The sequence below is a fragment of the Lacticaseibacillus kribbianus genome (assembly GCF_020180945.1).
In the GTDB taxonomy this organism is placed as follows: domain Bacteria; phylum Bacillota; class Bacilli; order Lactobacillales; family Lactobacillaceae; genus Lacticaseibacillus; species Lacticaseibacillus kribbianus.
This window is the reverse complement of the sequence record NZ_JAIPUL010000001.1, coordinates 82,413-99,531: the sequence shown is the minus strand read 5'-3', so window position 1 is coordinate 99,531 and position 17,119 is coordinate 82,413. Positions and strand designations below refer to the sequence as shown.

General features: G+C 66.0%; 15 protein-coding genes. 3 read left to right on the top strand and 12 right to left on the bottom strand.

Going from position 1 to position 17,119, the window contains the following annotated elements:
- Position 1: 1 nt before the first annotated feature.
- The 7 genes from LE416_RS00535 to LE416_RS00505 all read right to left on the bottom strand — a co-directional run bounded on the left by LE416_RS00535 (position 2) and on the right by LE416_RS00505 (position 10,674).
- A complete protein-coding gene (locus LE416_RS00535) occupies positions 2 to 1,360 on the bottom strand; it encodes a carbohydrate ABC transporter permease (protein WP_225046556.1) in 1,359 nt (452 codons plus the stop codon).
- A 424-nt stretch (positions 1,361 to 1,784) separates the two neighbouring features.
- Positions 1,785 to 3,020 (bottom strand): extracellular solute-binding protein, encoded by a 1,236-nt coding sequence (locus LE416_RS00530; protein WP_225046555.1) that lies wholly within the window; start codon positions 3,018 to 3,020, stop codon positions 1,785 to 1,787.
- A 145-nt stretch (positions 3,021 to 3,165) separates the two neighbouring features.
- Entirely contained in the window at positions 3,166 to 3,825 is a 660-nt protein-coding gene (gene pgmB / locus LE416_RS00525; protein ID WP_225046554.1) for a beta-phosphoglucomutase, read from the bottom strand.
- Positions 3,818 to 6,082 (bottom strand): glycoside hydrolase family 65 protein, encoded by a 2,265-nt coding sequence (locus tag LE416_RS00520; RefSeq protein WP_225047805.1) that lies wholly within the window; start codon positions 6,080 to 6,082, stop codon positions 3,818 to 3,820. Before LE416_RS00520 ends, pgmB begins: the two co-directional genes overlap by 8 nt.
- A gap of 79 nt (positions 6,083 to 6,161) precedes the next feature.
- A complete protein-coding gene (locus LE416_RS00515; RefSeq protein WP_225046553.1) occupies positions 6,162 to 7,931 on the bottom strand; it encodes a glycoside hydrolase family 13 protein in 1,770 nt (589 codons plus the stop codon).
- Positions 7,932 to 7,956: 25 nt separating this feature from the next.
- Entirely contained in the window at positions 7,957 to 9,717 is a 1,761-nt protein-coding gene (locus tag LE416_RS00510; protein WP_225046552.1) for an alpha-glucosidase, read from the bottom strand.
- 276 nt (positions 9,718 to 9,993) lie between these two features.
- Positions 9,994 to 10,674, bottom strand: a complete 681-nt coding sequence (locus LE416_RS00505) for a 2,3-bisphosphoglycerate-dependent phosphoglycerate mutase (protein ID WP_225046551.1) — start codon at positions 10,672 to 10,674, stop codon at positions 9,994 to 9,996.
- 147 nt (positions 10,675 to 10,821) lie between these two features.
- On the opposite strand from LE416_RS00505, the gene LE416_RS00500 reads away from it, so the two are divergent.
- The gene (locus LE416_RS00500; RefSeq protein ID WP_225046550.1) at positions 10,822 to 11,628 is read left to right on the top strand and encodes a GHMP family kinase ATP-binding protein; all 807 of its coding nucleotides are present in this window, start codon (positions 10,822 to 10,824) and stop codon (positions 11,626 to 11,628) included.
- A gap of 85 nt (positions 11,629 to 11,713) precedes the next feature.
- On the opposite strand, the gene LE416_RS00495 is transcribed toward LE416_RS00500, so the two are convergent.
- From LE416_RS00495 to proB, 4 genes are all read right to left on the bottom strand, one after another.
- Positions 11,714 to 11,956 carry a hypothetical protein gene (locus tag LE416_RS00495; protein WP_225046549.1) on the bottom strand — a complete coding sequence of 81 codons (243 nt, stop codon included), beginning with the start codon at positions 11,954 to 11,956 and terminating at the stop codon, positions 11,714 to 11,716.
- Positions 11,957 to 12,081: 125 nt separating this feature from the next.
- Positions 12,082 to 12,324: a hypothetical protein gene (locus tag LE416_RS00490; protein WP_225046548.1), complete on the bottom strand. Its 243-nt coding sequence runs from the start codon at positions 12,322 to 12,324 to the stop codon at positions 12,082 to 12,084.
- 110 nt (positions 12,325 to 12,434) lie between these two features.
- Entirely contained in the window at positions 12,435 to 13,676 is a 1,242-nt protein-coding gene (locus LE416_RS00485; protein ID WP_225046547.1) for a glutamate-5-semialdehyde dehydrogenase, read from the bottom strand.
- 38 nt (positions 13,677 to 13,714) lie between these two features.
- A complete protein-coding gene (gene proB / locus LE416_RS00480) occupies positions 13,715 to 14,512 on the bottom strand; it encodes a glutamate 5-kinase (protein WP_225046546.1) in 798 nt (265 codons plus the stop codon).
- A 278-nt stretch (positions 14,513 to 14,790) separates the two neighbouring features.
- Between proB and LE416_RS00475 the strand changes: the two genes are divergently transcribed.
- Both LE416_RS00475 and LE416_RS00470 read left to right on the top strand, forming a co-directional pair.
- A complete protein-coding gene (locus LE416_RS00475) occupies positions 14,791 to 16,035 on the top strand; it encodes an MFS transporter (protein WP_225046545.1) in 1,245 nt (414 codons plus the stop codon).
- Between the two features lie 151 nt (positions 16,036 to 16,186).
- On the top strand, positions 16,187 to 16,486 hold the full coding sequence (locus LE416_RS00470; protein ID WP_225046544.1) for a hypothetical protein: 300 nt from the start codon (positions 16,187 to 16,189) through the stop codon (positions 16,484 to 16,486).
- 66 nt (positions 16,487 to 16,552) lie between these two features.
- On the opposite strand, the gene LE416_RS00465 is transcribed toward LE416_RS00470, so the two are convergent.
- Positions 16,553 to 17,068 (bottom strand): NUDIX domain-containing protein, encoded by a 516-nt coding sequence (locus LE416_RS00465; protein WP_225046543.1) that lies wholly within the window; start codon positions 17,066 to 17,068, stop codon positions 16,553 to 16,555.
- Positions 17,069 to 17,119 lie beyond the last annotated feature (51 nt).

Genomic DNA, 17,119 nt, shown 5'->3' with positions numbered 1-17,119 from the left:
GTTAACCCTCCTTAAAGGCGTTGGTGCGCCGGTACGCGATCAGCGAGAACGTGGCGCTCAGGATGAAGATCAGGATGCCGAGCACCGCCGACGCGTTGTACCGCTGCGTCTGGCCGAACACCAAGTTGTACAGCCAGGTCACCAAGAGGTCGGTGTCGCCGGCGCCGTTGTAGTTGTTGTTCATCGGGTAGCCACCGGTCAACAGGTAAATCACGTTGAAGTTGTTGATGTTGCCGATGAACTGCTGGATCAAGGCCGGCGACATCACGAACAGGATCTGCGGGAACGTGATGGAGCGGAACACCTGGAACGGCGAGGCGCCGTCCATGCGGGCCGCCTCGATCTGGTCCTCCGGCAGGTTCTGGATGATCGCCGTGGACACCAGCATCGACACCGGAATCCCGATCCACATGTTGACCACGATGACCGTGATCCGCGCGACCAGCGAGTTGGCCGACGCGCCGATGAAGTTGATCGGCGCCGAGATCAGGTGCCAGTCAAGCAGCAGGTTGTTCAAGGGCCCCTGCAGGTCCAGGAACTGGGCCATCATCAGCAGCGACACGAACTGCGGCACCGCGTAGACGATGACGAAAATGGTCCGCCAAAAGCCCTTGTGCTTGATGCCCTTGGACTCGATCAGCATCGCCAGGAGCACCCCGAAGAAGAACGTGGTGACCGTGGCCGCGACCGCCCAGACCAGCGTCCAGCCCAGCACCGGGAAGAAGGTGCCGGCCAGGTCGCCGGTCAGGACGTTGCCGAACGCCTTGAAGCCGGTCCAGGAAAAGCCGATCGGGTGCTTGCCATCGTAGTTGGTGAACGCCATGGAAATCATGTACAGCGTCGGCAGGATGGTGAACAGCACGATGCCGATGATCGGAATGGCCAAAAGCGTGCTGTGAAGCCGCGTGTCCAGCAGGCTCTTCAGTTCCTCGCGGTTGGTCGGCACCGGCTCGCCGAGCTTAATCTGCGTGTAGAGCTTTTTGGTCGAACGCAGGCTTGCGATGTACAGGCCGATCATGGCGACGACCACCAGCACGGCCAGGACGCCGAACAGCAGGATGACCACCGAGTTATCCGGCAGCTTGGTCAGGTAAACCCCCTGCGCGTCGTCGAACACGACCTGCTTGGACTTGATCTCGCCCAGGTTGCTGAGCATCATCAGCGCACTGATGCCGCTGGCAATCAGCCAGACGATGAAGGCCACCTGCAGGCCGAGGAACGCGATGCCCTTGGCCCACTGCTTGTGCGCCAGCTGGGCGGCCCCCATGACGATGAATGAGAGCTTGAAGCTTGGGTCGCCCTTTTGCCACACTTCCTTGTAGCTCACCGCGTTCGGTGATTTTCTCTTGCGTTTGAACATATATCTCCCTCCAATTGACCATCTGGGCCGGTGTGACGCCGGGCTTGCCGGTTGCAAAGCGCCTACCATGGTGCCGCCCACCGCAGTGGACGACACGAGCTGGGAGCTTTGGTGATGTGATGCGGGTGAGGCTTGAGCGGAGGCGCGACCGGCTAGGTGCACCCCGCTCCGCTCTGGTTATCGTCGAGCTCCGCGGGGCTACGCGGGAGCGCCTATCTCGCACCAGTGTTTGGGCCCAAGTGCGGCCCAAGCACCAGCGCTACGCTAGTCGTCCCGCTAGGTGCACCCCGCTCCGCTCTGGTCATCGTCGAGCTCCGCGGGGCTACGCCGGTTCGTCTAGCTAAGACTTGCCCTCGGGCCAAAGTACGGCCCAAGTGCAAGTCTTACGCTAGCCGACCGGCTAAATGCGCCCCGTCCGCTCTGGTTACTTGGAAATCGCGTCCACGAAGGTCTGCAGCTTATCTGCGTACTGGGCGGACTTGATGGAGCCGTTGTAGGCACCGTTGATCAGTGGCGCGGACAGGTTCCAGAAGGTGGCCATCTGGGTCATCTTCGGCATGATGGTGGAGTAGCCGGTATCGCTCATCGTGATCACGGCCTTGGCCACTGGGTCGGCGGCAACGGTGCTGTCGGCCTGGGCGGACTTGTCAACCGGGATGGCGCCGGAGTTCTTGTAAACCACCAGCTGGGACGCCTTGTTGGTCACGAAGTCGGCCAGCGTTGCGGCAGCCTTCTGGTTCTTGGTTGCGGTGTGGGAGTTAACGGCGAAGCACCCAATCCCGAGGAAGGCCTGCATCTGGACTTCCTTGCCGCCGACGTTGATGGTCGGGTACGGCGCAACGGCGAAGTTTTCGCCCAGGATCTTCTTGATGTTAGCGGCGTCCCAAGGGCCGTCGAGGATGGCAGCTGCGTTACCGGACTTCAGCTGGTTCAAGGCGTTACTGGTCTGCATCACGCCCTTGTTGGCCTTTTGCTGGGCGAACCAGGTCATCGCGGCCACACCCTTGTCGGAGTTGACGTCGGTGCCCTTCAGCGTTTCGCCATCCTTACCGTACAGGTAGGTACCGGCGGACAGGAACACAGGGTAGAAGTTGTAGGCGTTGGTGAAGTCGGTCGCGAGCACGCCCTTCTTGGTCAGGGTGTCCCAGGACTTCACGTCGTCCTCGGTGAGCTTGGACTTGTTGTAGTACAAGGTCTGGGCCTGCTGTGAGGTCGGGTAGCCGTACATCTTACCTTTCCAGGTCACGCCGTCCGCGGCGGCCTGCACCATGTCGGACTTCACGGTCTTTTCGGCGGTCGGCGACAGCGGGTTGATGTAGCCCTGATCGGCCATGGAGCCCAGCTGGTCGTTCGGCACTTCGAAGACATCGGCGGCCTTGCTCGGGTCCTTACCGACGTCGGTCTTGGCGTTGGCGGAGCCGTTCGGGCTTTGGGTTACGGTAACCTTGACCTTAGGGTACTTCTTGTTGAAGTCCTTCACGATGTCCTTGTAGTAAGGTACCTTGGTGGTGTCGACCCACAGCTTGACCGTGCCGGCCACGGCCGGTGTGGTCGTCTTCTTGGCCGTGTCGTTGGACGTGCTGCCCTTCCCACAGGCAACAAGGGCCAAAGCGGACACAATGGTGACGCTCCCCAGCAGAACTTTCTTCCATGAACTCATAAGTGATTCCTCCCCAATTTTGGTTGATGGCAAAATCATAATATCTGCCGTCGCCGTTCCTGACTCGCGAGTCGCTCGGCGACGACAACGGCTCGCAAGTTAACTCCCTTAACTTAGTGTCGCATGGTGAACCTGGTGAAGTAAACTAATCAGCTGCGAAGGCTTCGCGGATCGCCGCGAGGTCGAGGCTGGCGGTGCTCGGCACCACCAGGTCGGCCTCATGCAGCACCGTCGCATCCCCGATGCCGACGGCGAACTGCCCGGCGGCCTTGATCGCCGCGACGCCCGCGGAGGCGTCCTCGAAGCTGATCACCTCGTCGGCTGGCAGCCCCAGCAGCTCCTGGGCCCGTTGGAAAATCTCCGGGTCTGGCTTGCCGCGGTGCAGCGTGGCCGGATCGACCACGCCGGCGAAGTCGCCGGCGATCTCGAGCTGGTCGAGAATTGCCGGGGCGTTCTTGGACGCCGAGGCGATTGACATGGTCAGCCCCGCGGCCTTGGCATCCGCCAAGAGCTTCGGGATGCCCGGCAGCAGATCTGCCGGCGTCAGGTGCGCGATGGCCTGGCGGTAGCGGTCGTTTTTGGTCGTCGCAAGCGCGGTGCGCTCCGCGGCCGTGTAAGCGTGCGGTGCGCCGTAGCTCAGCACGATGTCCAGCGACTCCTCGCGGGAGCGCCCGCGTAGCGCGTCGCCGGCGGCCGCCGGCAGCGTGATGCCGAGGTCTCGGGCCACCGAGCCCCAGGCCGCCAGGTGCAGGCGCGCGGTGTCAGCCAAAACGCCGTCGAGGTCAAAGATCAGGCCTTTAAGCATGGCGCACCTCCTCAACGAGGTGACGCACCGTGCCGGACACGGTCACGTCAAGCGGCGCGCCGGACAAAAGCGTCACCGTGGTGCCCGCGGCGTCAACCGCCACCGCCAGCCGCCGCCCGCGGTAGGTCAAAGCGAAGCGGTAGCCCTGCCAGTTCTTCGGCAGAAACGGCGTGAAGCTCAGGTGGTTGCCGGTGTAGCGCATGCCGGCGAAGCCCTGGACGATGGCCAGCCAGCCGCCGGACATGGCGGTGATGTGCAGGCCGTCTTCCGTGTCGTGGTTGTAGTTGTCCAGATCCAGCCGGGCGGTGCGAGCGTACAGCTCGACGGCCTTGTCCGCCTTGCCAAGCTCCGCGGCCAGAATCGCGTGGATCGAGGCCGACAGCGAGCTTTCGTGCACCGTCAGCGGCTCGTAGAAGTCGAAGTTGGCCTCTTTTTGCTCGCGGGTGAAGCGGTCGTTCAGGAAGTACAGGCCCTGCAGCACATCCGCCTGCTTGATGAACGGCGAGCGCAGGATCTTGTCCCACGACCAGTGCTGGTTGATCGGCCGCTCCGCCGCCGGGATGCTGCTGGCCGGGCGCAGGTCCTTGTCCAGGAACGTGTCGTGCTGAACGAAGATGCCCAGCTTTTTGTCCTCCGGGTAGTACATCCGGTCTTGGATGTCCTGCCAGTGGGCGCGCTCCTCTTCGGTGACGTCAAGCGCCTTGACGACGCTCTCGTCCGCCTTGGGCAGCCGGGCCAGCGTGTACTCGAGGCACCAGGCCGCCATGCGGTTGGTGTACCAGTTGTTGTTGACGTTGTTCTCGTACTCGTTGGGCCCCGTCACGCCGTGGATCATGTACTGGCCGTGCCGCTTGGAAAAATGCACCCGGTCGGCCCAAAAGCGGCTGATGCCGACCAGCACTTCGATGCCGTCGTGGTCGACGTAGCTCTCGTCGTCGGTGTAGGCCGTGTACTGGTAAATCGCAAAGGCCACGGCGGCGTTTCTGTGCAGCTCCTCGAAGGTGATCTCCCACTCGTTGTGGCACTCGATGCCGTTGAAGGTCACCATCGGGAACAGCGCGCCCTTGAGGCCCTGCTGTTGGGCGTTGTGGTAGGCGCCGGGCAGCTGGTCGTGGCGGTACTGGAGCAGCGCCCGGGTGACGTTCGGCGGTGTGACGGCCAGGTACATCGGCACCACGTAGGCCTCGGTGTCCCAGTAGGTCGCCCCGCCGTACTTCTCACCGGTGAAGCCCTTGGGCCCGACGTTGAGCCGGGTATCCTCGCCGTAGTAGGTCATGAACAGCTGGGCGATGCTGAAGCGGATGCCCTGCTGCGCGGCGTCATCGCCGTCGATCTGGACGTCGCTTGACGCCCAGCGCTCGGCCCACTTGGCGGTGTGGGCGGCCAGCGCCTCATCGAACGTCGCGGCCTGAACCGTCTGGCTCAGCACCGCGGCGGCCTCCGCCTGCTGGACGGTCGGCACGTCGCGGCTGGTCACCACCACGACCGTTTTGCCGACGCTTGCCGCCTCACCGGCCGCAAGGGTCAGGGCGACGGGCTCGCTCAGCGTCCCGCTGGTCGTGGTGCGTGCGCCCCGCGAAGGCTCGCCGTTGACGGTGACCGCCTGACGGTACAAGACCGAAAACTGCGGGACGCCGAACGGGTTGGGCCGCGTCTCAAGCTGAATGCTGCCGGCCGCGGCGTCTTCGCCGAGCGGCTGCCAGAAGCGCTCCTCGTAGTTGCTGTCCTCGTTGGTCACGTTGCCGTCGAGGCCGGCCTCGACGCTCACCTCGGCGTCGCCTGCAAGGCACTCGACTTTCAGGTCGAGGTAGGCGGCCTGGCGGGTGACGATGCTGACGAAGCGCCGGAAGGTCAGCCGCACCGTCGCGTTCGCCACATCAATGGTGAACTGGCGGGTCAACAGGCCCTGGTGCAGGTCGAGGTCAAGGGTCAAGTCGCGGTACGGCATTTTGGCCAGGTCGACCTGAGCGCCGTTGACGGTCACGCGCAGGTCGGCGAAGCGCGGCGCGTTGATCGCCTTGCCAAAGTACTCGGGGTAGCCGTTCTTCCACCAGCCGACGCGGGTCTTGTCCGGAAACCAGACCCCGGCCAGGTAGGTGCCGGACAGGGAATCGCCGGAGTAGCCCTCCTCGAAGTTGCCGCGCATGCCCATGTAGCCGTTACCGATGGCGGTCAGGCTCTCGGCCAGCCGCATGTCTGCTTGATCCAGGTGGTGGGTCGTCAGGCGCCAAGGCGCCACGTCGAACAATCGGTTGATCACAGGTTCGCTCATGTTTCTCACTCCGTTTCGCTTTACACTCTCTAGTTTGGCAGGGTGAAACCGTTTTTACAATTGATTAAACCCTGTTACCGCTATCAGAATCGGTTCGCACCTGAAGCGCGAAGCCGCGCGGTGCCAGTGTGTCGTCGGCCAGCTGCTGGCTCAGGGCCGCGTCTGCGTCCAGCGCCACGGCGGTCGCCGTGGTGTTGAACCAGCCGGTGACGGTGGTGCCACCGAGCTCCCGGGTCACCCGGATCAGGCCGCTTGGCAGCACCTCAAGCGCGGTCGTGCCGCCGGCGAGCGTGTCGGCGTGCGCGCGCCGGAAGGCCACCAGGGCCGCGACCCGCTGCCAGGTCGACGTCCCCAGCTTGGACCAGTCCATCGGCTTGCGGTCGTCCGGATCGTCGGCGCCGGTCATGCCCATCTCGGTGCCGTAGTAGATGCACGGGCTGCCCGGCTGCAGGAAGGTGAAGGCCAGCGCCTGAAGCGCCAGGTCGAGGTCGCCGCCGGCCACCGTCAAGAGGCGCTTGGTGTCGTGGGAGTCCAGCATGTTAAGCATCGCGCGGTTGGTCTGGTCGCGGTATTTCATCAGCTGGTCGCTCAGCCGCTCGCACAGCTGCGTCGCCGTGGCCTTGCCGGTGAGAAAATGGTCCTCGATCTGCTGGGTGTAGGCGTAGTTCATCACGCCGTCGAACTCCAGCCCGTCAAGCCATGGCTGCGCGGCGTGCCAGACCTCGCCCAGGATGTAGAAGTCGGGCTTGATGGCGAGCAGTGCCTCCCGGAAGCGGCGCCAGAAGTGGTGGTCGACCTCGTTGGCGACGTCCAGGCGCCACGCGTCGATATCGAACTGGCGCACCCAGTAGGTCGCGATTTCAAGCAGGAAGTCCTGCACGGCCGGGTTGGCCGTGTTGAGCTTGGGCATGTCGGGTCCGAAGGCGAAGGTGTCAAACTGCGGCTCGCCCTCCCCGGCCAGCGGGTTGCGGAACGGGGCGACCGGCCAGTCGTGAATGTGGAACCAGTCGGCAAAGCGCGAGTCCTTGCCGTTAGCCAGCACGTCCTGCCACTGCATCGAGGCGGCGCCGAGGTGGTTGAACACCGCGTCGAGCATCACGCGCATCCCCCGCGCGTGGGCCTGCGTCACCAGCTTGGCGAACAGCGCCTTGTCACCGAAGTCCGGGTCGATCTCGAAATAGTCGATGGTGTCGTACTTGTGGTTGGAGGACGCCTTGAACACCGGGCAGAAGTACAACCCGTTGACGCCGAGTGCCTGCAGGTCGTCCAGGTGGTCCAAGACCCCCTGCAGGTCGCCGCCGTAGTAGTCGTTGCGCCCCGGGTGGTCCTCCGGCCGCCACGGCAGCGTGCCCGCCGGGTCGTTGTGCGTGTCGCCGTTGGCGAAGCGCTCGGGGAAAATCTGGTACCACACCGTGTCGCCGACCCAGTCCGGGGTTTTGACGCGGTCGATCGGGTGGAAGAACGGCACCCGGAAGTAGTTGCCCATCTCCTGGCGCGTGTCCTCCCCCACCGGCCGCGGGCCGCGGTCGCCGAGCGCAACGGTTTCGTCTTCTGCCGTGACCTCGAACAGGTACTGAAGCCGCGCGTACGGCGCGGTCAGCTCGACCCCCCAGTAGGCGTGGCTTTCGCCGGTCGCAAGCCGCGTCGCCTGGACGGTCTGGTAGCCAAAAGCGCTGGTGCCGTCCGCGCCGGGCACCTGCCAGTACGGGTCGCCATAAACGACGGTGACGGCCGTGGCGTCCTTGCCGGTGCGCAGCCGAAGCCGCAGCGTCGAGTCGGTGTACAGGAAGCAGTCCTCGCTTTCGGGACGGTGTGTGATTGCCGCAATGTTCATGGTTGAGTCTCCTTTAGTCGTGTGTTCAGTCCTGATGCGTCGTCAGCACCACGCCGGCGTACGGGGCCAGCGTGAGGTGGTCGCCGTGGCGGGTCACCTTGCCGGCGGTCAGCCGCCGGGTCATGCCGGAAAGCCCCGCCTCAAGCGTCGCCGGGGTCGCCCCCAGGTTGACCACCACAAGCGCCTGGCTGTCGGCCAGCGTGCGGCGGTAGGCGTACAGGTTGTCGGACGTGCTCAGCAGGTGGTAATCCCCGGCCGCAAACAGCGGGCGCTTCTTCAGCGCGATCAACTCGCGGTAAAAATGCAGGCTGCTGGTCGGATCCACGTCCTGCGCCGCCGCGGTGGCCGTGGCCTGCGCCGTGCCGTCAAGCCACGGCGTGCCGGTGGTGAAGCCGGCGGTGGCGCGAAGCCGCGCGGCCGCTGCGGTCGGCGGCTCGGTGCCGGCCGGCTGCGACGGTGAACCCGCCGCGCCGGTGACCCCGCTCGCCGCGGTTCCACCGCCCCCAACGGAGTCGCCCCACGGCATCGGGCCGCGGGCCGGCAGCTTGTGGGTCGCGTTGACCCAGGCCAGCGCCTGCCGGTCGTCAACGCCGGCCGCCTTGGCCTGCTGCAGGAAGTCGGTCACGGTGGCGTCACCGAACGCCGCGGCGTCGGGCAGCGCGAGATTTTCAAGCCCCAGCTCCTCGCCGTAGTAGATGATCGGAATGCCGCGCTGCAGGTACATCAAAAGCGCCAGGCTGCGCGCCTGCACCGGCCCGTGCGCCACCCGCGTCGCCAGGCGCGCCATGTCGTGGTTGCTCCAGTAAAGGGTCGGGGGCGCCTGCAGCGTCTGCTGCCAGGTGGCCTGACCCTGCTTGAACGCCAGCCAGTCCATCTCGCGCGGCTGGTAGGCCGCCGGCAGCTTTGCCTTTGCCGGGGCTTGCTCGGTGAAGTAGCGGAAGGTGACGACGCTGTCCATCAGGTGGTTATCGGCGGCGGTGTAGGCCGCGGCCAGGTCGACGCTGGCACTGGCGGCCTCGCCCAAAAGCATCGCGTCCGGGTAGTCGGCCTTGACGTGCTGGCAAAACGGTCGCAGCCAGTCTTGCACCTGCGGCCGGTTGGCGAAGAACGGCTCGGCCACCACCGGCGCATCGTCGCCGGCCGCCGTCGGCCAGTCCTGATCCAGGCTGGCCTTGGCGATGTGGATGAACGCGTCGAGGCGCAGCCCGTCCACCCCTTTTTGCAGCCAAAAATCGGCGACGTCCTGCATCGCGTGGCGCACTTCGGGGTTGGCCCAGTTCAGGTCGGGCATCCGCCGGTCGAACAGGTGGAAGTACGACTGCCCGGAGCCCGCCGGGTCGGGCGCCCAGACCGAGCCGCCGAAGAAGCTGCCCCAGTTGTTCGGCCGGCGCCCGTTTTGGCCCGCGAAGATGTAGTAGTCGCGGTACAGCGAGTCCTTGGAGCTGACCGCATCCAGGAACCAGGGGTGCTGGTCGGACGTGTGGTTCAGCACGAAGTCGAGGATCACGTGGATGCCGGCGGCGTGAAAGGCGGCGAGCAGGGCTTCCATGTCCGCCATCGTGCCCATCTGCGGGTCGACGGCGTAGTAGTTGGCGACGTCGTAGCCGTTGTCGACCTGCGGCGAGGTGAAGATCGGGTTGAGCCACACCGCGTTGACCCCCAGCGCCTGGATGTAGGGGATGCGGGCGCGAATGCCGTTGAGGTCCCCGACCCCGTCGCCGTTGGAATCCTGGAAGGACTTCGGGTAAATCTGATAGATGATTGCGTGATCGTACCATGTGGTCATGAGTTGTCCTCCTGCTGAAGTCAGACTGCATTGCTTACTATACCAGCGTAGGGAAAATCGCCCGGTGAAACAAGCGCCGGCCCGCTGTTACCGGTCACAATCCGACTCCAGACGCCTGATACCGTTAACAGGCCCAATTCACCGGCCGCGGGATGGCTGGCCGATGGCATGGGCGCCCATCCGTGGCCCCCCGCAGACAGCAGCACGCAAAAAAGCGCTGTTGCACCACCTCCCTCATCGGAAGACGGCGCGACAGCGCGTGGTGGGACCGGCAGCCTAGTGCGCCGCCAGCACCGTTTTGTTCAGGATGTTCAGCCTGGCGTCCAGCTCGTAGACGATTGGCTGGGCGTTGGCGACCTCGACGCCGTCGATGTCCGCGTCGGCGATGCCCTCCAGGTACTTGATCAACGCGCGAAGCGTCGAGCCGTGCGCCACCACCAGCTGGGCATCACCGGCCGCAAGCCGCGGCGCGATCTCGTCCACCCAGTACGGCACCAGCCGGGCGCTGGCGTCCTTCAGGCTCTCGCCGCGCGGCACGATGCCGGTCGCAAAGCCGGCGTAGCGCCGCCCGCCCTGCGCCGTGGCCAAAAGCGGCGGCAGGTCGCAGAAGCCGCGGCGCCAGGCCGCGACCTGTGCGGGGCCGAACAGCTCGCGGGTGCGCGCCTTGTTCAGCCCCCGCAACGCGCCGTAGTGCCGCTCGTTGAGCCGCCAGGACTTGGTGATTGGCAGCCAGTTCTGGCCGATGGCGTCCTGCACCAGGTACGCGGTCTTGATCGCCCGCTGCAGCACCGAGGTGTGCACGTGGCCGAACTGGATGCCGGTGGCGGCCAGCGCCGCGCCGGCCGCCTTGGCCTGGGCGACGCCGCGGACCGTCAGCGGCACGTCCGACCAGCCGGTGTAGGTATTCGTGAAGTTAGCGGTGCTTTCTCCGTGCCGGAGCAGAACTAATTCGACCATGTGGCGACCTTTCACGGGCGCCGCGGCGCCCGGTAAACTTTGGTTTCATTATACCCTGATTCAAATTTTTTTGAAAATGGGTGGAAAGTGAGAGAATGGTTAGATATACTTAGTTACATCTAATTGAATTTCGGGAGTGTGGTACACATGGAAATATGGGTCCCCGGGACGGTGACGTCCCTGGTGCAGCCGGCGTTCGCCTTCGCGATCGACCGCGGGCTGAGGGTGGCGGTCGGGCCCGCCTGGTACGAATGGGAGGTGGCGCACGACGATCCGACGCTGCCGCACGATGAGTCCAATCTCATCGTCGCCGTCGCGCAGTCCGTCGTCCCCGGCCTTGAGCCCCACCAGCTGACGGTGACGTCAAGCCTGCCGACCGGGATGGGCCTGGGCAGCTCGCTGGCCGCAACACTGGCCGGCGTCAGCCTGGCCAGCGCCCTGGGTGCGGCGCCCTTAGCCGAGCACGACCTGATCGCGCAGACCGCCTTCTTCGAGCCCGACGAGCTGGCGATCCGCACCGCGCTGCTCGGCGGCGGGCGGCAGCTCACCGCGAGCGGCGTGGCGCCGCTTGACATCACCGGGCTGCAGGGCGCGGTCTACCTGCCGACGCAGGTGCCGGCCGTGGCCGTACCGGCGCGGCCGACGGTGGCCCCGCCGGCGATCGCCGACCTGCTGGACGCGATGCAGGCCGGCGACGGCGGCTGGCTGCGGGCGCATTTTCCCCTCGAGGCACAGGTCACGCCGAGCTACTACCCGCACGCGGAGATGGTGTCGCGCGCGGTGCTCGCCACCGGCGGCTTCACCTGCTTCGCGGCGGGCAACGGCCCGGCCCTGATCTGCCTGGCCAAGGCGACGGTGCCCGACTTCCTGCTGCGCCTGCGCGAGCAGCTGACCGCGGGCACGGTGCTGCCGCTAACCGTCAGCGCACAGGGGCTGAGCGTCACGACCGACTAAAAAAACAACCGGAACCCGGCGGCAAGCGAAGGCTTGCGGTGCGGGTTCCGGTTTTTTGTGGCGTGGTCGCTTTTGGGCTCAGTCCTTACTTCGCATCGTCCGGCTTAGGGGGCTGAACGGCCTTGCCGTTTTGTGTCATGTGCTTGTAGTTCACGACGGTCTTGTGCTTGAGGTCCTCGACGACCTCGGCGTCCGCGTTGTCGTACTTGTCGATCGTCAGCATCGCGGAGTTGGCGTACAACTTCTCGATGGTACCGGTGAAGGACAGCGGCACGTTCGCGCTTTTCTTGACGTCAACCGTCGACCCTACTGTGATTTCTTGCGCCATGGTAATCCCCCGTCTCTAGTGTGTGCAGCTTGTAACAACTTATTATACCACAGTGAAGACGAGCTGCCGCGCGCGAGGACCGGGATTGCGGCGGGGGCAGGCGCGAGGACGCGCCGCGGTACGACTCAGCCGGCCTCGGTCAGGGTCTCGCTGGCTTCGATGCCCGGGACCAGCACCTGCATCTTCTTCTTGGCGATCACGGTCATGAACAGCAGCTCACGCGCATTCATGCGGTCGATCGGGTCGAACTCATCGATCTGCACGAGGCAGGAGTTCTCGTAGCACTTGGTGACGGTGCCGATGAAGTCGCGTTCCATGTTGCCGTTCGCCCGACACTGGACGACGGCCCCCTTCGTGATGTCTGTCATGTGAAAGCCCTCCCATAGTTTTGATAACTAGAGTATATCAAAACGGGAGTTATGGTAAAAATAATTTTTAAGTTAATGTTTAAAAGCAGACACTTATCATTACCATTGGCTCAGTCGCGCACCTGACCAGCGCCGCGAATCGCGTACTTGATGGTAGTCAGCTGCGCCAGCCCCATCGGCCCGCGGGCGTGGAGCTTCTGGGTGCTGATGCCGATCTCCGCGCCGAAGCCGAACTCGGCGCCGTCGGTGAAGCGCGTCGAGGCGTTGACGTAGACGCACGCGGCGTCGACGGCGGCCAGAAAGCGCTCGGAGGCCTCGTAGTCGCCGGTGACGATGGCCTCGGAGTGGCCGGTGCCGTGGCGGTTGATGTGCGCAATCGCCGCCTCGAGGTCCGGCACCACCCGCACCGCCATGATCAGGTCGTTGTACTCCGTGTCCCAGTCCGCCGCCGTGGCCGGCACCATCCCCGGCCACAGGGCGCAGGCCGCCGCATCCCCGCGCAGCTGCACCCCGTGGGCCGCGAGCGCCTGCGCCAGCCGCGGCACGGCGGTGGCGGCGATGGCCTCGTGGATCAGGAGCTTCTCGGCGGCGTTGCAGACGCTCGGCCGCTGCACCTTGGCGTTGACCACGATGGCTTCGGCCATGTCCGGGTCCGCGGCCGCGTCGACGTACACGTGGCAGTTGCCCGCGCCGGTTTCGATCACCGGCACCGTCGCCTCCTGCACCACCGCCTGGATCAGGCGGGCCGAGCCGCGCGGGATCAGGACGTCCACGTAGCCGGTCAGGTGCATCAGCGCCTGCGCGCTTTCGTGGCCCGGGGCAGCCACCAGCTGCACGGCGGCCGGGTCCAGCCCGCAGTCGCTCAGGGCGGCTTGGATCACCGCGGCCAGGGCGGCGTTGGTGCGGCCCGCCTCGCGCCCGCCGCGCAGGATCACCGCGTTGCCGCTTTTGAGTGTCAGCGCCGCCGCGTCGACCGTGACGTTGGGCCGCGCCTCGTAGATGATGCCGATCACCCCGAGTGGCACCCGGCGCGGCTGAATGGTCAGGCCCGCGTGGTTGACCCACCCGGCGTCAAGGCGCGCGGTGGGATCCGGCAGCGCCGCCACCGCGCGCACCCCGGCCGCCAGGTCCGCCACCCGTTCCGGCGTCAGCCGCAGCCGGTCCAGGAACTTCGGCGCGGCGGCCGCGGCCGCCGCCAGGTCCGAAGCGTTGGCGGCCAGGATCTCGGGCGTCGCCGCCTCAAGCCGCGCGGCGATGGCCGCAAGCGCGGCGTTTTTCGCGTCGGTCGTCAGGCCGGCGAGCGATGCGGCCGCCTGCTTGGCCGCCTGCCCCATCCTTGTCAGATCAATCATGTCGTTGCCTCCCTGTGATTGGTTATCATCGTGTCCCATTACCCCTCAGCGCAAAACCAGGTGCCGATCGGCTCGCCCGCCACCACCTGCAGCAGCACCCGCGGGTCGGCGCCGCTGCACAGCACCATCTGCTTGCCGGCGGCCAGCATCGTCTGCGCTGCCTTGAGCTTGGTCACCATGCCGCCGGTGCCAAAGCGGCTGCCCGCCCCGCCGGCCGCTGCCAGCTGCGCCGGCGCCACCGCCGGCACCCGCGCGATCAGCGTTGCCTCCGGGTCGCGGCGCGGGTCCGCCGTGTACAGCCCGTCAATGTCAGACAGCACCACCAGCAGGTCCGCGCCAATCTGGGTGGCGACCAGCGCCGAGAGCTGGTCGTTGTCGCCGAAGGTCGTGCGGTGGTCGAGCTCGTCGACGGCCACCGAGTCGTTCTCGTTGATCACCGGAATCGCGCGGACGGCCAGGAGCGCGTCGATGGTGTCCAGCACGTGCTGGCGCGACACCGGAAAGTCGAAGACGTCGTGCGTCAAGAGCAGCTGCGCGGCCTGCGCGTCGTAGTCGGCGAAGCGCTGCGTGTACAGTCGCATCAGCTCGCTTTGGCCGATGGCGGCCAGCGCCTGCTGCGAAGCAATGGATTCGGGGCGGGCCTTAAGGTGCAGGCGGTCCAGGCCCACCCCGATGGCGCCTGAGGTCACCAAAACGACGGCCAGGCCCTGGTTGGTCAGGGCGGCCAGGGCGTAGGCCAGCCGGTCGATGGTCCGAAGGTTGATCGCGCCGCTTGAATGAATCAGGCTGCTGGTGCCGATTTTGACCACCACGCGGCGGCAGTTGAGTGCTCGCATAAGTTGCTCCCTCTCGCAAAAAAGGCCCTGCGTTGACCGAGACACCCAGGCGGGCGGTACCATTCTCGTTCAAAGCAAGGCTTTGCGCTTTTAATCACGTTATTCATCTGGACCTCGGCTAGGGTTCGGCATCGTGCGCGGTGTTTCCAGCTTCCCACCGCTCTCTGGGCACGCCTACTTGGGCCAAGAAATTAATCGTATTGTAGCCGGCGGCCGAGCCGATGTCAATCCTGATATAATGAAGTGACCCCTCATTCCAATTCCCAGGAGGACCTTCCATGACCCCGATTCCACACTGGCGCCGCAACATCAACCTGTTTCTCGGCGGCCAATTCCTGTCCGGCATCACCACGATGATCGTGCAGTACGCGATCATCTGGTACCTGACCAAGCAGACCGGCTCCGCGACGATCCTCAGCTACGCCACGCTGGTCGGCATGCTGCCGATGGTGCTGCTCAGCCCGTTCGTCGGCGGGTTCATCGACCGCGCGCGCAAAAAGCGGCTGCTGATTCTCTCCGACTGGGTCGTCGCCGCCTTCGCCCTCGCGCTGTTTGCGGTCGGCCACGACCGCTTCCCGCTCTGGCTGGTTTTCGTCAGCCTGGCCGCCCGCGCGATCGCGCAGACCTTCCAGATGCCGACGATCCAGTCGCTGATCCCGACGCTGGTGCCGGAGGACGAGCTGACCCGGATCAACGGCCAGCTCGGCATGGTGCAGTCGGCCAACATGCTGATCGCCCCGGCACTCGGCGCCTTCCTGTTCAGCGTCGTGGACATCCGCTGGCTGATCCTGCTGGACGTGCTCGGGGCGCTGCTCGGCACGCTGATGCTTTGGCCCGTCCGCATCCCGCACCGACCGGCGAGCGGCGGCGACGCCCGCGTCTGGCAGGACACCAAGGCCGGCTTCACCATGCTGCGCAACCGGCGCGGGCTGTGGGCGATGACGGTGCTGGGCATGGCCTTCACGCTGGTGTTCATGCCCGCAGCGAGCCTCTACCCGCTGATGACGATGCAGCACTTCCACGGCAGCGTCGGCCAGGCCGGCCTGATCGAGGTGGTTTATTCCGCCGGCATGCTGGCCGGCGGGACCATCATCGGGCTGTTCGGGCACTGGCGCGACCGCATGCGCCCGATCACGCTGTCGTACCTGATCATCGGCGTCACCATCGGCGCCAGCGGCCTGCTGCCCGGCACCCGCCAGGCCTTCTGGTGGTTCGTCGCCCTGAACGCCCTGGCCGGCATCGGCACCCCGTTCTTCAACACCCTGCTGATGGCGATGATCCAGCAGAGTTTTCCGCCCGAGCGGCTCGGCCGGGTCCTCGGCGTGCTGAACGCGCTGATGAGCCTGACCGGCCCCGTCGGCCTCCTGTTCGCCGGGCCGCTGGCCGATTGGCTCGGCGTCGCCCCCCTGTTCGTCATCGCCGGCGTCGGCACCCTGATCTGCGGCGCCGTCACGTGGCTTCTGCCGAGCACCCGCACCTACGACCTGCGCCTGCAGGCCGAGGCCGCGGAAAAAAAGGACTAGATCGCCGCTGCAGTGCCGGCGCCGATGGCCTTCGGGCAGTGAGGCCGCCCCGCAAAATGCGGCGCCAACCCCGCCACGACAACACCGCGAGCGGATTGCTTGACGGCTAGCCGCCCCCCTGTTAGACTGCAGCGCAAAAGGAGGGAGTGCGATGTCCGAAGTGGAGGCTCTGATTTTTGCCGCCGGTGCTCTGGTGCTGGCGGTGCAGGTGCTGCTGGTGGCGCTTGGCTCAGGCGAGCGCCACGCGCTGTCCCCGCGGCTGGCCGGGTACGTCCTGGCGCAGGCCGCCGCGGTGGTGGCCAACGGCCTGCTGATTGCGGTGTTTCTGAAGGTGCACGACTTCGAGGTCGGCCAAGCGACCAACACCGGCCGCTTCGACCTGCTGGCGCTGGCCACCCTCGCGCTGTTCGTCGCCGGGGCGCTGACTTACGGCCGCCGCGCGCCGCGGTGAACCACGAATAAGAGGTCACGGCTGACTGCCGTGACCTCTTTTGCTGCGCTTTCTGGTTCGGGCCGCCTACCGCCCCGCCTTGGTCCACGCCCGGGCCAGCACCGCGGCCCAGTTGTCGTGGCCCGGCCGCGTCAGGCGCGCCACCGCGACCGCGGGTGGCACCAGCGCAACCGTCGCCACCTCCGTCGCCTGCAGCCGCAGCGTCGCGGCGTCCAGGTCCGGGATGCACACGGCGAAGCTCTGCTCCACCCAGTCGCGGTACCAGTCCGTGGCGAACCGGTCGGCGGCCGTCAGCGGCACCGTCAGCCCGAGCTCCTCGTGCAGCTCGCGGGCGGCGGCCTGCGCGCCGGTTTCCCCGCGCAGCGCAGAGCCGCCGGCCGCCACGTCCCAGGTGTCGGGCTGATTGAGCTTCTCGTGGCCGCGGCGCTGAATCAGCACCCGCCCGCTGCCGTCGAACACCCACACCGCCACGGTGAGGTGAAAGAACCCGGCCGGCATCGCGTCCCCGCGCCGCTGGGTGCCCCACCGGCGCAGAGCGGCGTCGTAGAGGTCCCAGACCTCGTCCAGTTTGTCTGTTGTCATCGCTGCCTCCTCATGGTTGCTGCCATTGTACCGCAGACTTTACCTGCCGCC

What these genes read in the sequence shown, in the direction of transcription:
- LE416_RS00535 (WP_225046556.1), bottom strand. Translation starts at nt 1,360, where the DNA reads ATGTTCAAACGCAAGAGAAAATCACCGAACGCGGTGAGCTACAAGGAA.
- LE416_RS00530 (WP_225046555.1), bottom strand. Translation starts at nt 3,020, where the DNA reads ATGAGTTCATGGAAGAAAGTTCTGCTGGGGAGCGTCACCATTGTGTCC.
- pgmB (WP_225046554.1), bottom strand. Translation starts at nt 3,825, where the DNA reads ATGCTTAAAGGCCTGATCTTTGACCTCGACGGCGTTTTGGCTGACACC.
- LE416_RS00515 (WP_225046553.1), bottom strand. Translation starts at nt 7,931, where the DNA reads ATGAACATTGCGGCAATCACACACCGTCCCGAAAGCGAGGACTGCTTC.
- LE416_RS00510 (WP_225046552.1), bottom strand. Translation starts at nt 9,717, where the DNA reads ATGACCACATGGTACGATCACGCAATCATCTATCAGATTTACCCGAAG.
- LE416_RS00505 (WP_225046551.1), bottom strand. Translation starts at nt 10,674, where the DNA reads ATGGTCGAATTAGTTCTGCTCCGGCACGGAGAAAGCACCGCTAACTTC.
- LE416_RS00500 (WP_225046550.1), top strand. Translation starts at nt 10,822, where the DNA reads ATGGAAATATGGGTCCCCGGGACGGTGACGTCCCTGGTGCAGCCGGCG.
- LE416_RS00495 (WP_225046549.1), bottom strand. Translation starts at nt 11,956, where the DNA reads ATGGCGCAAGAAATCACAGTAGGGTCGACGGTTGACGTCAAGAAAAGC.
- LE416_RS00490 (WP_225046548.1), bottom strand. Translation starts at nt 12,324, where the DNA reads ATGACAGACATCACGAAGGGGGCCGTCGTCCAGTGTCGGGCGAACGGC.
- LE416_RS00485 (WP_225046547.1), bottom strand. Translation starts at nt 13,676, where the DNA reads ATGATTGATCTGACAAGGATGGGGCAGGCGGCCAAGCAGGCGGCCGCA.
- proB (WP_225046546.1), bottom strand. Translation starts at nt 14,512, where the DNA reads ATGCGAGCACTCAACTGCCGCCGCGTGGTGGTCAAAATCGGCACCAGC.
- LE416_RS00475 (WP_225046545.1), top strand. Translation starts at nt 14,791, where the DNA reads ATGACCCCGATTCCACACTGGCGCCGCAACATCAACCTGTTTCTCGGC.
- LE416_RS00470 (WP_225046544.1), top strand. Translation starts at nt 16,187, where the DNA reads ATGTCCGAAGTGGAGGCTCTGATTTTTGCCGCCGGTGCTCTGGTGCTG.
- LE416_RS00465 (WP_225046543.1), bottom strand. Translation starts at nt 17,068, where the DNA reads ATGACAACAGACAAACTGGACGAGGTCTGGGACCTCTACGACGCCGCT.